We start from the raw sequence: 13,934 nt of genomic DNA on the forward strand, positions 1-13,934 counted from the left end.
GCTAGCGCGGGCCGAGGCCAGTGCGACCGTCGAGGAGCTCGCGCGCGGCGTCGAGGTGGCCGAGATGCCGGGCGGTCTCTTCGATCATGTGGAGAACGATCCCGCGCAAATCGGCGACCTCGTCGTCCGGGTCACTGCCGTGCCGCCCGACCGGCTTCGCGTCCAGCGGCGTGGTGGCCAGCAGGGCATTGCCTCGTTCGCACTGCTCCCGATAGAAGGCAAACACCTCCGCAACCGGATGCGCCGAGGTCATCAGCTCCTCGTCGTCATCGGGCCATGGCACGTCGGCCGCGGTTCCGCAGAACACCCTTTGGAACCAGTGGCGCTCGGCATAACCCAGATGCTTGATCAGCCCGAGCGGCGTCCACCCCGAGGGCAAGACCGAGGTCCGCAACTGCTCGTCGAGCCCGTCGAGGACCGCCAGCGCACTGGCCCGCTGGGCGTCGAGGAAGTGCTGCAGGGCAACAGCTTCCGCGGTCATCGTGCTGGTGGGAGCCATGGTCATCCTCTCGGGCAACGCGGCCGTCGTTATACGCCTGGGGACTATTCCAGATCTGAGGAACGCGGGCCCGGGAGGGGCGCCTGACGCAGGGCGCAGGAGACTACGAGCTCAGACAGGGCCGTGAATGACATGAACCGGACGTTGCGCTATGCGCTCGGTGAGTACGATGCACCACCGCAACCGATCGAGCTGCCGCGTTGAATCATCGGCCCCCGCAACGTCCGCATCTGCCGCCGTCCGGGCGTTCAGTGGGGAAACGCGCGGGGGATGCGTGCGCTGAGGAGTTCGTCGCGGAACGCTTGGATGCGCGTGATGACCTGTCGCCTGCCGATGGTGTTCTCGATGCGGTCGAGGTAGAGGCATCGGGCGGCGAGTTTGTCGAGGCTGACGGTGAAGTAGATCGCCATCAGCGGGTTGACGAACAGGTCGCCGCCGCCGGTGCGCCGGCTAAACCGGAGGTCTCCGAACGCGCCGCTGATGGCGGCGGCGATCTGTCCTTGGACGATGCTCGGCCGGTCCGGGGTGGCGGCCTGGGCGTCGGCGACAGCATCGCGGTACAGCGCCGCCTCCCGGCTGGAACCGGGGATGGACAGGGCGCCGAGGTAGCCGCCGTCGCGGTCGAGTGCGGCGAGGTTCTCCAGCACCTGGGCGTGGTTGACGCCGTCGTAGGCGTCGATGCCGAAGCCGAGACTGGTCACCAGCTTGACCGGCACGTCCAGCGCGGCGACGGCGGCCAGGCTGGTGATGTCCTCCACCGGGGTGCCGAGGTCGCTTTCGTCGCCGCGCAGCAGGACATCGGTGCCGCCATCGACCAGCACCACCGCGTCGATGTCGAGTTGTTCGACCAGGTACCGGTACGCCGCCCGTAACGGCTGGACACCGAGCGGCGGAAAGGCGTACACGGTCGACGGCAGCTCCTGAGCCGCCAGCCACCGGGCGAGCGTGCGTTCGGGGAAGTACCAGTCCGGGCTGGTGGTGTCCGGCTGCACCGCCGCGACGTCCTTCGCTACCCACGCCTCCCGGTCGATCAACTCGAGCTCGGAGAAGGACAGGCTGGCCAGGTGCACCTGTGCGCCGCCGCGCCACAGGGCGAACGCCAAGGGCAGGCCGGCGTACACGTCGAACCCCCCGCCCGCTCCGGCGATGAGGATGCTCCGCGCCGGAGCCAGCGCGGCAAACAGCGGCGGAACGGCCAACGAGAACGCACCGAGGTCGGCCGGCAGCACGGCAGGGTTCATCACCGCTCAATGATCAGCTAAGCCCGTGCTGTCCAACCCACGTGGCCCACCGCGACGGGCAACAGCGATCGGGTGTACGCACATGCCGCGATCCGCGCGCTACGCAGCGTCACGCCGAGCTGGCCCGGATGCCGTCCGGACATGCCGAATGAGCGGACGGTGGCACCATCGGGATCCGGGGTTGCCGGTCCCTGGAATGTAGGTGCCGTCCGAATGGGCTCGCGCTTATCCTTCGGCGATGGCGATCTCCACGGCGCAGCACGACAATCAGCTGCCTGCTCGGCTGCGCGCGCACGGACGGCTGACGCCCCCGAAGAGCGGGGACGTGCTGGTGACGGCGTCAGTCGGCCCGTCCGGGGAGGCAATCACCCTCTGGGCAGACCCTGCCGCACAACGGTCGTTGCTCAAGCCCTCCAGACTGGACGAGTCCTGCGCGAATCAGCCGGTCTCGGCCCGCGTGGTCATCCAGTCCTCGAGCACGACTACGGTCACCGCTCTGGCCGACCTCGACCTTCCCTTCTGCCAGGTCCAACCGCTACCCGGTGGACAGATTCTGGTGGTGGCGACCAGGGGTGGTACTGCCGTGATCTACGATGCCGACGGTGTGCCGTTACGACGTGGAAGCGTCAGCGACGGCATCGAACATGTGTTGACCACACCGGCGGGACGGGTCTGGATCGGCTACTTCGACGAAGGTGTCTACGGCAATGACCCCGTCGGCCACCACGGCATCGTTCGCTACGCTGCCGACCTCGAACCCGACTGGATGTACCCGTACGACACAGGATTCGGGCCTGTCGACGACTGCTACACCCTCAACGTCGAGGGAGAGACGGCGTGGTCGTGCTACTACAGCGGTTTCCGATCGTACGGATGTCCGACGGGACGGTGACCGGCTGGCGCAACACCATCAGCGGGGCCAAAGCACTGATCGCCACAGCCAACACCTGCGCCTTGATCGGCGGGTACCAGGAGCGGCGGGACCGGGTGGTACTCGGCCGTCTTGACGAGGGCCGGTACGAACCGGCGAGCGAAGCGCCGCTGGTCCTGCCCGATGGCCGGTCTCTGCCTGAACAGACCTACATGGTCGGACGAGGACCGGAGCTACACGTGTTCACCGCAGCAATGTGGTACCGACTCAGCCTCGACGACCTGGTGTGACGCTGCGATATCCGCATCTGCCGCGTTCCGCTCGCCCGTACGGAAGGTCATTCCGCTGCGCCCCGGCCGCGGCACTCAAGTCGGGCGCGGCGTCTCGGTCACCGTGCGCTTGGACGCCAAGGTCAAGACCGCGATCTCCTCGATCCCCGAGGACGCCTGGACCACGATGGAGTACACCGACGCCGTCTAAGACGAACAGACCAGTCGTTTCTCCCGCTCGATGTCACATCCGCGGCCCGGCCGGTGTCTCCATGGCGTGACGACCTACCAACCCGTCGGCACAGCCACCGACACAGGAGGAGACATGGAGCACACGACCCGCATCCCCCCGGCCGAGATCACCGGCGTCAAGGGAGCGCTGATCAAGCGGATGATCGAGAAGAAACTGGGCAAGGTGCCGACGGCGGTGGGCGTCTACTGGCACAACCCCAAGGTGCTGTTCGCCAGCTTCGGCCTCGGCGGCAAGCTGCAGAAGTGGGACGCCTGCGACGAGGGCCTGAAGTCGTTCGCCCACATGGCGGTCGCGTCGCTAGTCGGCTGCACGTGGTGCCTGGACTTCAACTACTTCGAGACCCGCAACAAGGGGCTCGACGTGGAGAAGGCGCGCGAGATCCCGCGGTGGCGGGAGGCGGACGTCTTCACTCCGCTGGAGCGGGACGTCCTGGAGTACGCCGAGGCGATGAGCCAGACACCGCCGACCGTGACCGACGAGCTGGTGGACCGGCTGCACGCCGAGCTGGGACCTGCCGCCGTGGTCGAGCTCACCTCGGTGATCGCATTCGCGAACATGAGCACGCGTGGCAACGTGGCGCTCGGCATCGAGTCCGACGGCTTCGCCGCCGCGTGCGGCTTAAAGCCGCTGGCCGAGCGACCGGGAGTAGCGTCCGCGTCATGAGCGAGGACCCCTTCGTCGCCCACCGCAGCCTGCTGTTCACCGTCGCCTACGAGATGCTCGGCTCGGTCGCCGACGCCGAGGACGTGGTGCAGGAGACCTGGCTGCGGTGGGCAGCCTTGGTCGACGCCGAGCGCTACGAGGTCCGGGACCCCCGGGCGTACCTCGTGCGGATCGTAACCCGGCTCTGCCTCAACCGGCTGCGCACGCTCGCGCGGCAGCGCGAGGAGTACGTGGGCGAGTGGCTGCCCGAGCCCCTGCTGACCAGCCCGGACGTCGCCGAGGACGTCGAGCTCGCGGAGAGCGTGTCGATCGCCATGCTGGCGGTACTCGAGACGCTGCTACCGACGGAGCGCGCGGTCTTCGTGCTCCGCGAGGTCTTCGACGTGCCGTACGACGAGATCGCCGAGGCGCTGGACAAGTCGCCGGCGGCGGTGCGCCAGATCGCGACGCGGGCCCGCAAGCACGTGGCGGCGCGCCGGCCGCGGATGTCGGTGAGCCGCACCGAGCAGGAGCAGGTGGTCGAGCGGTTCCTCGCCGCCCTGACCACCGGCGACGTGCCCGGACTGCTCAAGGTGCTGGCTCCCGACGTGCTCGTCGTGGGCGACGGCGGCGGCCTGGCCCCGACAATCCCGAAGCCGGTCCGCGGGGCCGCGAAGCTCGCCCCGGTGATGGCCCGCTTCGCCGAGGTCGCGCCCGGCGCCAGGGCTTTCATCGTCGACCTCAACGGCGGCGTCGCGGCGCGCATCGACCCCAGCGGCGAGAACGACACGGCCGTGTCGTTCGTCATCGAGGACGGCCGGATCACCCAAATCTACGCGATCCGTAACCCGCACAAGCTCGAGCGGCTGGGCGAGGTGGCCGAGCTTCGACGGTGAGTCCAGGCTTACGCATGCTCGCATCTGCCGCGAAGCGCTCGTCACGGAAGGTAACCGGATCGCGGGTGCCTGCATCCGGACGTGCCGATGAGCGCGCGTTCCGTGGCACCCTGCGTATGTGAGTTCAGCCGACTTCCGCGAGCCCTGGTTTCGACTAGAAGGCGAGAGCGCTCGGACGTTCGAGCAGGAGGCAGCGACTGAGATCGCGGCGGGCCATGAACTGCACGGTCTTGACCTGGCAGCCGTGGCGAAGTGCGAGGGCTGTGACTCGGTGGTCTTCCGCGCGTCGGACGACACGTTCGCGATTGTCCATCTCAGTTGGATTCGGAAGCCCGAGGCGCCACCATGGCCGCGAACCACCCGGCTCGGGGGTTTCATCGCGGTGGAGATGACGATGGATCAGCACGAACACTGACCGCTCATGGCAATCCGTGCTTGCGCATGTACCGTACGCGTTACTGGCCGTAGCCGAGCTGTCGGCTGCTGCGCGCGGGGACGCTGTCGACGTGCTGCACCTCGGCGGTCGCGCTGCTCGGGCTGGTCGCGTTGGGGACGGTCACCCGGCGAACTCGGGGCGCCTGACAATGAAGTCATCCACGATCCGTTGATCCTCGGGCGAGAACGCCGCCCGCGGCACCGGGATTTGGCTCATGCCGTACTTCAGCAGCCAGGTGTGGCGTCGCCGCCGAATCCGGGTGATGCCGGACCAGTCGATTTGTGTTTGGCTGCTCGCGGTCTGGATGTGGACGCCCGACGTGCTCACCTCGTACCGGAACGGCTCGACGAAGAGGCTGCGCTGTAGCAACCAACTCAGTACCGGAAGGAGTTCGGTCACGGCGAACGCGGCACACAACACCAGCACGAGGTAGAGCAGCCGACCGTTGAACCCGGTCAGTGTCGTGAGCAGCACAGCCAGTGCCGCGAGGGCGAGCAGGAGCGTCCGTATGACGCGTTGCCGGCGGCCCTGTGCGTCTTGGCTCATCCGCCGTACCAGGCCGTACGTCATCTGCACTTCCCCGGTTGCGTGCACGCGCCGCAGTATGGCACGGCATCGCCGCAAGTCGCGCGTCGCCCAGCGTGACAGCGATGGCCGCCCGAAGCGTCGGGAACCTGCCGAGTGAAGACCATGGTCCACCACGGCAGACAGCTATCCGGCATCTGGGTTGCACCCGCGGAGCGGATAGCCTCCCTGGCCCTACTACGGCGACTCAGTATCCGGATCTGCCGCGATCAGCGTGCTGCGTGGTGGTGCATCGCTCACCGGCTGCTGGCGTGTGGCTCCACCGATACGGTCGCGCCTGCTGCGGTAAGTCGCCCGGCAAGCAGCCGCATCTCGGCAGGCGTGCCGAGGATCCCGTTGCCGATTAGCGCGTCGAATGCGCTGACCGCCTCATCGATCGTGTCCCCCTGCTTGCGGAACTCACCGAGGAGGCACCGTCTGAGCGGACGGCTGGCATCCGGATCAGCTCGCAGCCGGACCAGGCCGACGCGGGCTACAAGCGCGGTCCGCAGCATGGCGGGCATCTCGCCCCAGCCATCCAACTCTGTGGCGCTGCCGCACCCGCTGCACCGAGTCGAGACCGCCCAGGCGAGCCTGTCCCCGTCGACCGCCTCGGTGACCACACCAACTGCCGCAGCACCGCACTCCGCACACGGCTCGATCAGTTCGTGTCCGATCAGCTCTGCCTCACTCACCACCGACACGTTAGCCGCAACGACTGCGGGCCCGTTGCGATGAAGGACCGGGCCCTCTCGGTATCCGGTCATGCCGCGATTAGCGCGCTACTCAGCGTCACGACAAGCCTCCGCGGTCCGCGCACGGACGTGCCGAGAAGAGTGCGTCCTAGCCTCCTGATCTCTGGCTGCGCTACCCGGCTGCCGAAGGCTGGGCGAATCGCAGCACGTTGCCGTAAGGGTCGATGACCTCGAGCGTCGGGCCGCCGGGAGCGTCCCCGTCGATGCCCGGGCGGACCGGCGCGTTCGGTCTGGTAAGCAACTCCTTGTATAGGCCGAACACGTCAGTGACAGGGAACCAGACCACACCGTGCGGGCTGCCGTCGCCGTGGTGCTCGGACAAGTGCAGTACGGCCTGCGAGCGGGACACTTGCACGTACAGGGGCAGGCCGGGCTCGAATCGGTGCTCCCAGTCCAGCTTGAAGCCGAGGTAGTCGACATAGAACGGCAGCGCAACCTCGACGGACATCACCCGAAGTACCGGCACGCCTGGTCGGATCTCCGGCGAGGCTGAGCGTCTGGGGCGGCCCACCGCCGCGGCCAGGACGTTCCAGTCCTTGGCGTTGAACTGGTGGGCGATGAGTTCCAGCGCGAGGCTGTGCGGGATGCTGAACCCGGCTACGGCAAGGTCATCTCGCAGGAGCTTGGCAAGCTTCTTGGCATGCTCTGTGCTGGGGAGCGTCATTGCGTCGGCCTTTCACACGGCCCGTCCTGCCGATGCTCGCGTTGTCGGCTAGCGCCGCGGTTAGAGAGCCGATGCTCGGCAACCATCCAGTGCATTCACCAACCCTGAAGGGGCGCGAGCGGCTGGCTGCACCGAGCCAGTCACGATGGTAGCCAGCCTGGCGTTCGGTACACCACCGTTCATGAGACGGTCCGTCGTTTCGTCATGGGCGGCGGTGGCCGCTCACTCATGCCGCCGTACGTGCGCTGGGCCGCCAGTGGCGCAAAGGAATCCTGCTCTGCAAGCTCATGCCGCCCGGAGCCAGCGGGTGTGGATGTCCTGGTAGCGGAGCGGGTCGACGGCGGCCGGATCATCGAGGAGTTTGACCAGTAGGGCACCGTTCGGGAGTCGGCGCGCCTGGGCAGCGATCTCGGGCAGCGGCGCCGGTGGCAGGCGGCGATCGGGGCCCAGGTAGGTCCACCAGCCGAGCTCAGCCGGCCAACCACCGGCCGGGTGGGAGGCGTCGTGGATGCCGAGATCCCACACCTGCTCGCACGACCACTCGTCGAGGACTCGGCCGGCGTCAGCGTTCAGACGCTCGGCGGCATCAAGCCACAAGCCGGTCAGTCGAGCATGCAACTCACGGAAGGTGTCGGCCTCGGGTGTCGGGCGGCGGTAACAAAAGGCGGCGTCCAACGTCCAGACGAGAGTCCCTTCCTGCCAGTTCACGAAGATGTCGACGTCGCCGTTCGCCCAGAGCTGGCCATGCTCCGTGCCGGTCGCCATGGCGCTGAGCGCTGCCTGTGCGTCCTCGACCGTCCGCAGGTCGGCGTCCGGGTCGGTGAACAGGTTGATCAGCCCATCGGGGCGTTGCGGGCGCAGGTCCCGGTCGGCTGCCAGGGCGTACAGCTCGCGAAGAGCTGGCTCTGCCGCCGCCGGCACTCGCAGCTCCCAGATCCAGTCCGACCCCACGACGGCATGATGCTGATCTGCTTCGGGCCGCGGCAAGCCGACCGCAGGATGCTCGCGGCCTCGGTCCGTCACGCCGAGCACACGATCGCACAGCATCCAACGGCACCCGCATCTGCCGCCGGCCGTGCGCTACGCAGCGTCACGGCAAGCGGACCGAGCCGGCGTCCGGTCTTGCCGATGGGCGGACACAGTTTTCCGCCCGTCCATGGAGAAGCCTGGTAGCGAGGGCCAGTATCACGTGCTCGGTTGTCTGGCCGCCCCTCATGACGAGGCAAGATGGCACGCATGTCCCTGACGACCCCCACGCTGCACACCGCTCGCCTGCGACTGCGTCCCTTCACCGACGCGGACGGGGACGCGCTCTTCGCGCTGCACAGCAGCGCCTACGTGCTGCGCTACTGGGACGCGCCTCCGTGGAGCGAACGTGCGCGCGCCGAGCGCTTCATCGCGGCTTGCCAGCAGATGGCGGACGAAGGCACCGGGGCGCGGCTGGCCCTAGACCGTCTTTCCGACGGGGCCTTCATCGGCTGGTGCAGTCTCACCCGGTGGAACCCGGACTACCGCAGCGCGTCGTTGGGCTACTGCCTTCACAATGCGGCATGGGGTTACGGCTACGCGACGGAGGCCGCGAGCGCTCTGCTGCAGTGGGCGTTCGACACGCTCGACCTGAATCGAGTCCAGGCCGAGACCGATACGCGCAACGTGGCATCTGCGCGCGTCCTCGAGAAGGTCGGATTCATGCGTGAGGGGACGTTGCGGGAAGACTGCGTCGTAAACGGCGAGGTATCGGACTCATGGGTGTTCGGGCTGATCAGGCGGGAGTGGCGGTCGTCGTCCGGGCCGGTGCCCGCCCGCTGAGTCCTCCTCGCTCGCGAGACGGCGGCCTGCGGTGCTTCACTCCGCCGAGTTGATGGGGCTGACACAGTGCACTCTCATGCCGCCGACCGCGCGTCACGGAGCGCAGCCGGCTGTCGACCGTTGGTGGCGCGCGGACGTGCCAATGAGCGCGCGAACCTGCTGCCACATCAAGGTTCCGCGTGGGCGAGACGGATCGGGCTGGGTAGCAAGGGTTACCACACGTAGGGGATGAGCCGGGCGCGGCCCGCTGCAAACTCTCGGTAGCGGTCGCCCAGTGCCGCACTCAGGGCGCGCTCCTCGATCCGAAGGCGATAGATCAGGGCGATCAGCACCAAGCCGGCCGCGCCCACGGCGCTGACCCAATTTCCCAACATCAGGCCGCCTCCCGCGATGGCGAGCAGTAGGCCGGTGTAGCTCGGGTGTCGCAGAACCCTGTATGGACCCCGTTCCACAACCGGCTGGTCCTCACTGGTCTTCACCACCACGGTGAAGTAGTTCCCCAGGCTCGCAAAAGACCACCAGCGCAGCAGCAGGCCGAGCCACCCGATCACCACGCCAAGCGCGAACAGCCACACACCACCGGCGATCACGGCGCTCGGGGCGACAGGTCGACCGACGGGCAACAGCAGGATCGCACTGAAGAACATCGCTCTGAACACGATCTCCGCGCGCACACTGACGCGCGTCGCGCCGCGGCGTACGCGGAGCGCCTGTGAGAGTTCGCCCGCAGAGAAGGCGCCGACGCTGACGAAAAAGACGATACGCGCCAAGTGCGAGACCTCTTCATACGGCACGGGCACGCCGCGAGTATCACCGAACCAGGTCGCGGTATACAACCGCAACGCCGCCCAGAGAAAGCCACCCCACAACGCACTCTCTCTCTATGCCGCTGACCGGTGTCGGCTCCGCCTGAAAACTGACCCCGTGGTTCCGGGCGAATTTTGACCCCTTCCGGAAGCATCGGGAGGTGCTGAGCGTGGAGGACTGGGCGGAGATCCGCCGGTTGCACCGGGCGGAGGGGATGGCGATCAAGGCCATCTGTCGCCGGCTGGGGGTCTCGCGGAACACGGTGCGCAAGGCCTTGGCCAGTCATGAGCCGCCCCGCTATCAGCGGGCGGCGAAGGGGTCGATCGTGGATGCGGTCGAGCCGCAGATTCGGGCGTTGTTGGCGGAGTTCCCGGACATGCCCTCGACGGTGATCATGGAACGGGTCGGGTGGACCCGAGGGAAGACGGTGTTCTGCGACCGGGTGCAGCAGTTGCGGCCGTTGTTCCGCCGCCCTGACCCGGCCCAGCGCACTGACTATCTGCCGGGTGAGCTGGCGCAGTGTGATCTGTGGTTCCCGCCGGCGGACGTGCCGTTGGGCTTCGGTCAGGTTGGCCGTCCGCCGGTGCTGGTGATGGTGTCGGGGTATTCGCGGTGGTTGTCGGCGGTGATGATCCCGAGCAGGCAGTCGGCGGATCTGCTGGTCGGGCACTGGACGCTGATCTCCAGCTGGGGTCAGGTGCCGAAGGCTCTGGTGTGGGACAACGAGTCCGCGGTCGGGCAGTGGCGGGCCGGGCGGCCGCAGTTGACCGAGGCGATGAATGCCTTCCGCGGCACCCTGGGCATCAAGGTGATCCAGTGCCGGCCGGCGGACCCGGAGGCCAAGGGCCTGGTCGAGCGGGCCAACGGCTATCTCGAGACATCGTTCCTGCCCGGCCGCCGGTTCGGCTCACCAGCTGACTTCAACGCTCAGCTCACCGAGTGGCTGGTGCGGGCGAACCACCGCCGGCACCGGACGCTGGGCTGCCGGCCGGTGGATCGGTGGGACGCCGACCGGCAGGCGATGCTGCCGCTGCCGCCGGTCCCGCCGGTGGTCGGCTGGCGGCAGACCACACGGCTGCCCCGTGACCATTACGTGCGTCTGGACAGCAACGACTACTCGGTGCACCCGTCGGTGGTCGGCCGGCGGGTCGAGGTCACCGCCGACTGCGACCAGGTGACGGTGCTCTGCGACGGTCGACCGGTGGCCAGGCATGACCGCTGCTGGGCCAAGCATCAGAGCATCACCGACCCTGCCCACCGCCAGGCCGCCGCTGACCTGCGCATCGCCGCCCAACGCACTCCGGCAACCGCCGTCGACGCCCAGGTCGAACGCCGGCCGTTGAGCGACTACGACCGCCTGTTCGGCTTGGATGAGGTGGCTGCGTGATGGCCGGCAAGACCAGCAACCGCAACGTGGCATCGGAGATCGCGTTCCTCACCCGCGCACTGAAGGCGCCGTCCCTGGCCGCGTCGGTGGAACGTCTGGCGGAGCGGGCCAGGGCCGAGTCGTGGACGCACGAGGAGTTCCTTGCCGCCTGCCTGCAACGCGAGGTCGCCGCACGGGAAGCCCACGGCGGTGAGGGACGCATCCGGGCAGCGAGGTTCCCGGCCCGCAAGAGCCTGGAGGAGTTCGACTTCGACCACCAACGCTCCTTGAAGCGGGAGACGATCGCTCACCTGGGCACGCTCGACTTCATCACCGGCCGGGAGAACGTGGTGTTCCTGGGCCCGCCCGGCACCGGCAAAACCCACCTGTCCATCGGGCTTGGGATCCGGGCCTGCCAAGCCGGACACCGGGTCGCGTTCGCCACCGCCGCCCAGTGGGTATCCCGCCTCGCCGACGCCCACCACGCCGGGCGCCTGCAGGACGAGCTGGTCAAGCTCGGCCGGATCCCGCTGCTGATCGTCGACGAGGTCGGCTACATCCCCTTCGAAGCCGAAGCCGCGAACCTGTTCTTCCAGCTTGTCTCCAACCGCTACGAACGAGCTTCGCTGATCGTCACCAGCAACAAGCCCTTCGGCCGTTGGGGCGAGGTCTTCGGCGACGACGTCGTCGCCGCAGCCATGATCGACCGCCTCGTCCACCACGCCGAGGTCATCTCGATGAAGGGCGACAGCTACCGCCTCAAAGACCGCGACCTCGGCCGCGTCCCCGCGGCCACCAAGACCAACGACTGAACATCAACAACCAACGAGGGGGTCAAAGTTCGGACGGACCACAGGGGTCACGTTTCAGCCGGCGTTGACAACCGGGCGGTCGTGACGTGAGCGGACCGTGGCGAGACACACAAGAGCCCCCACGTCGAACGCAGGGACTCTTCGGACCCGGCCCGGCTCGAACGGGCTGCCACCCTCTCCAGCTGCGGACGCGCCCTTACCGGGGTAGACGCGCCTTGGGCGGGCTCATCTCAATGCTAGGACGCGCTTGCGACTGACGCGCAGGCCCAGCCTTGTGCTGATGTTCGATAACGTCCGCTCACTGCCGCGATCAGCGCGCGATGGAGTGTCACGGCAGGCGGATCGAGCCGGCGTCCGCTCGTGCCGATGAGCGCCCGTGGCGATTAGTCCCTCGTCACGGCAGAGACAGAAGGGGTGACGCTGGTCGCGCGGTGATGCGATGGCTGGACGTCCGGTGCCTACGCCTCTGACGGAGTGCTACCGCCCTGCGGCACCCTTCTCGGCCGCGGCCAGCAGCGTGGTCGCGCGCCTGTGCTGACGGCGCAGCCCGGCGATGATCGGCGGGCCGGTCACGACGACGATCGCGGCGAGGAGCCACCACCGTGGGTTCTCCAGAACCGCGAAGGTCGCGGCGACCAGGGCGAAGAATCCGAACAACACGGCCAGCAGGACGATGCCGATCCGCTGCCGGACGCGTTGCCGCGCCAGCGTCACGGCGGCCGCCTGAACCCGGGGATTGTCCGAGGGTTGTCCGTGGTCGACCGCGCGGACCGCCTGTACCCGCTCGTCGGCCGTCAACGGCGGCCCGGCGACCGGATTGAGCGCCTTCTCGGCCCGCGCCATTGCCAGGGTCATGCCGGCCACGAAGATCACGCCGCCGACGAGGGCACCCACCACGGCCGGACCCCACCCGGAGCCGAGCATGACACCGAAGATGAGGGCCAAGCTGCCGGCGTACAAGACGCCTATGAGGACACCACGCTGCCACACCGGCCACCGCATGATCATGTGCCTCATCAGCCGAGAATAGATGAGCGTCTGGCAACTGGCATCCGCACATCCGCGAAGCGCTCGTCACCGAAGGCGACGTCGGCGCCGGTCGCCGGCGTCCGGACGTGCCGAGATGAGTGCGTAGAGGAGTCGCTGGACGCATCGGGGGTAGTCCGGATCCATCCGCAATGCAGAACCGCGGATACTGCGACGTGCAAGGTGTTGCCAGAATCGGCGGTATGGGTTTACGGGCGCGATGGTCAGCCATCGTCGATCGCTTGTCGTCCTCCCATGCCGAAGCGTTTGCCGCAGGGTACGCGCGTGGGGCGTTCCGCAGAGCGAGCCGGCCTCGGGCGATCGCTGCTCTGGTCCAGGCCGCGGAAGGGATGTCGGTCAAGGGCGAGCACGCTATGGCGGAGGCCCTGTACCGCAAGGCGGCTGAAGCCGGAGACCACCGGGCCGTCGTGAAGCTGGTCAACTGGCCTGGTATCCGGGAGGACCGCGCTGCGATGGAGGCCGTGTATCGGACGGCGATCACGGCCGGTGACGTTCAGTCGTGGGCGTCTTTGGCGGTGCTGCGCGCCCGGCAGGGCGACACGGCCGAAGCTCGGGTGTTGTTCACGGTGGCCATCGAGTCCGGCAGCGTCAACGCGTTGACGATGTATGCGGGCTTCCTGCACAACCACGGCGAGCCCGGCGAGCTCAGTGAAGCGATCGAGCATCGCCGTCGCCAGGTGGCGGCCGGCGACACCGGTTCTCTGCCGATCCTCGGCGCGCTCTTGCTGACGGTGCCGCATCGACAGGTCGAAGCGGAGGCCTTGCTGCGTCAAGGTGCCGCGCTGTTGGAGAACCGTTGCCGATGCCTGCTCGCTGCGCTGCTGTTGGACCGGGGTGCAACCGGTGAAGCAGCTGAGCTGGTCCGGCGGGTACGCGCCACCGGTGACGACCTGGTGCGTGGCTACGCCGAGCGGCTCGCGGAGGAGTACGAGTTGCCCTCGTAATCTCCCCGGACTAACAGCAGTACGCGGCCGGGCGGCCCTCGCGACTGAACATCCGGATC

Annotated in this window: 17 protein-coding genes; 9 read left to right on the forward strand and 8 right to left on the reverse strand. The window is 68.0% G+C overall.

Annotated elements, in window-relative coordinates; all coding sequences use genetic code 11:
- Position 1 precedes the first annotated feature (1 nt).
- The gene (locus EV384_RS19725; protein ID WP_207232379.1) at positions 2–499 is read right to left on the reverse strand and encodes a DinB family protein; all 498 of its coding nucleotides are present in this window, start codon (positions 497–499) and stop codon (positions 2–4) included.
- Between the two features lie 248 nt (positions 500–747).
- On the reverse strand, positions 748–1,740 hold the full coding sequence (locus EV384_RS19730; protein ID WP_130340692.1) for a DUF1152 domain-containing protein: 993 nt from the start codon (positions 1,738–1,740) through the stop codon (positions 748–750).
- A gap of 238 nt (positions 1,741–1,978) precedes the next feature.
- Here EV384_RS19730 and EV384_RS19735 point away from each other — a divergent pair, with 238 nt between their 5' ends.
- The 5 genes from EV384_RS19735 to EV384_RS19755 all read left to right on the forward strand — a co-directional run bounded on the left by EV384_RS19735 (position 1,979) and on the right by EV384_RS19755 (position 5,086).
- Entirely contained in the window at positions 1,979–2,632 is a 654-nt protein-coding gene (locus EV384_RS19735; RefSeq protein WP_130335422.1) for a hypothetical protein, read from the forward strand.
- Positions 2,614–2,901: a hypothetical protein gene (locus EV384_RS34925; protein ID WP_165439834.1), complete on the forward strand. Its 288-nt coding sequence runs from the start codon at positions 2,614–2,616 to the stop codon at positions 2,899–2,901. Before EV384_RS19735 ends, EV384_RS34925 begins: the two co-directional genes overlap by 19 nt.
- A gap of 304 nt (positions 2,902–3,205) precedes the next feature.
- Complete coding sequence (locus EV384_RS19745; protein ID WP_130335426.1) at positions 3,206–3,796, forward strand: carboxymuconolactone decarboxylase family protein; 591 nt, start codon at positions 3,206–3,208, stop codon at positions 3,794–3,796.
- Complete coding sequence (locus EV384_RS19750; protein WP_130335428.1) at positions 3,793–4,671, forward strand: RNA polymerase sigma-70 factor; 879 nt, start codon at positions 3,793–3,795, stop codon at positions 4,669–4,671. The genes EV384_RS19745 and EV384_RS19750 overlap by 4 nt, the downstream gene beginning before the upstream one ends.
- 118 nt (positions 4,672–4,789) lie before the next feature.
- Complete coding sequence (locus tag EV384_RS19755) at positions 4,790–5,086, forward strand: hypothetical protein (protein ID WP_130335430.1); 297 nt, start codon at positions 4,790–4,792, stop codon at positions 5,084–5,086.
- 141 nt (positions 5,087–5,227) lie between these two features.
- Here EV384_RS19755 and EV384_RS19760 read toward each other — a convergent pair whose 3' ends face one another.
- The 4 genes from EV384_RS19760 to EV384_RS19775 all read right to left on the reverse strand — a co-directional run bounded on the left by EV384_RS19760 (position 5,228) and on the right by EV384_RS19775 (position 8,122).
- Entirely contained in the window at positions 5,228–5,677 is a 450-nt protein-coding gene (locus EV384_RS19760; RefSeq protein WP_130335432.1) for a YcxB family protein, read from the reverse strand.
- Between the two features lie 251 nt (positions 5,678–5,928).
- Positions 5,929–6,366, reverse strand: a complete 438-nt coding sequence (locus tag EV384_RS19765) for a hypothetical protein (RefSeq protein WP_130335434.1) — start codon at positions 6,364–6,366, stop codon at positions 5,929–5,931.
- A gap of 172 nt (positions 6,367–6,538) precedes the next feature.
- Positions 6,539–7,090, reverse strand: coding sequence for a glyoxalase superfamily protein (locus EV384_RS19770; RefSeq protein WP_130335436.1), 552 nt, complete (start codon positions 7,088–7,090; stop codon positions 6,539–6,541).
- 285 nt (positions 7,091–7,375) lie between these two features.
- Positions 7,376–8,122 (reverse strand): hypothetical protein, encoded by a 747-nt coding sequence (locus tag EV384_RS19775; protein WP_130335438.1) that lies wholly within the window; start codon positions 8,120–8,122, stop codon positions 7,376–7,378.
- A 204-nt stretch (positions 8,123–8,326) separates the two neighbouring features.
- Here EV384_RS19775 and EV384_RS19780 point away from each other — a divergent pair, with 204 nt between their 5' ends.
- A complete protein-coding gene (locus EV384_RS19780; protein WP_130335439.1) occupies positions 8,327–8,899 on the forward strand; it encodes a GNAT family N-acetyltransferase in 573 nt (190 codons plus the stop codon).
- A gap of 212 nt (positions 8,900–9,111) precedes the next feature.
- Here the strand turns inward: EV384_RS19780 and EV384_RS19785 are convergent, their stop codons facing one another.
- On the reverse strand, positions 9,112–9,699 hold the full coding sequence (locus EV384_RS19785; RefSeq protein WP_207232380.1) for a methyltransferase family protein: 588 nt from the start codon (positions 9,697–9,699) through the stop codon (positions 9,112–9,114).
- Between the two features lie 167 nt (positions 9,700–9,866).
- Here EV384_RS19785 and istA point away from each other — a divergent pair, with 167 nt between their 5' ends.
- Both istA and istB read left to right on the forward strand, forming a co-directional pair.
- Positions 9,867–11,093 (forward strand): IS21 family transposase, encoded by a 1,227-nt coding sequence (gene istA, locus EV384_RS19790; protein WP_130329446.1) that lies wholly within the window; start codon positions 9,867–9,869, stop codon positions 11,091–11,093.
- The gene (gene istB, locus EV384_RS19795) at positions 11,093–11,884 is read left to right on the forward strand and encodes an IS21-like element helper ATPase IstB (protein WP_130329444.1); all 792 of its coding nucleotides are present in this window, start codon (positions 11,093–11,095) and stop codon (positions 11,882–11,884) included. Before istA ends, istB begins: the two co-directional genes overlap by 1 nt.
- 477 nt (positions 11,885–12,361) lie before the next feature.
- On the opposite strand, the gene EV384_RS19800 is transcribed toward istB, so the two are convergent.
- Entirely contained in the window at positions 12,362–12,901 is a 540-nt protein-coding gene (locus EV384_RS19800) for a hypothetical protein (RefSeq protein WP_130335441.1), read from the reverse strand.
- A gap of 383 nt (positions 12,902–13,284) precedes the next feature.
- On the opposite strand from EV384_RS19800, the gene EV384_RS19805 reads away from it, so the two are divergent.
- Complete coding sequence (locus EV384_RS19805) at positions 13,285–13,875, forward strand: SEL1-like repeat protein (RefSeq protein ID WP_130335443.1); 591 nt, start codon at positions 13,285–13,287, stop codon at positions 13,873–13,875.
- The last annotated feature ends 59 nt before the right edge of the window (positions 13,876–13,934 follow it).

The sequence above is a fragment of the Micromonospora kangleipakensis genome, assembly GCF_004217615.1.
Classification (GTDB): Bacteria; Actinomycetota; Actinomycetes; order Mycobacteriales; family Micromonosporaceae; genus Micromonospora; species Micromonospora kangleipakensis.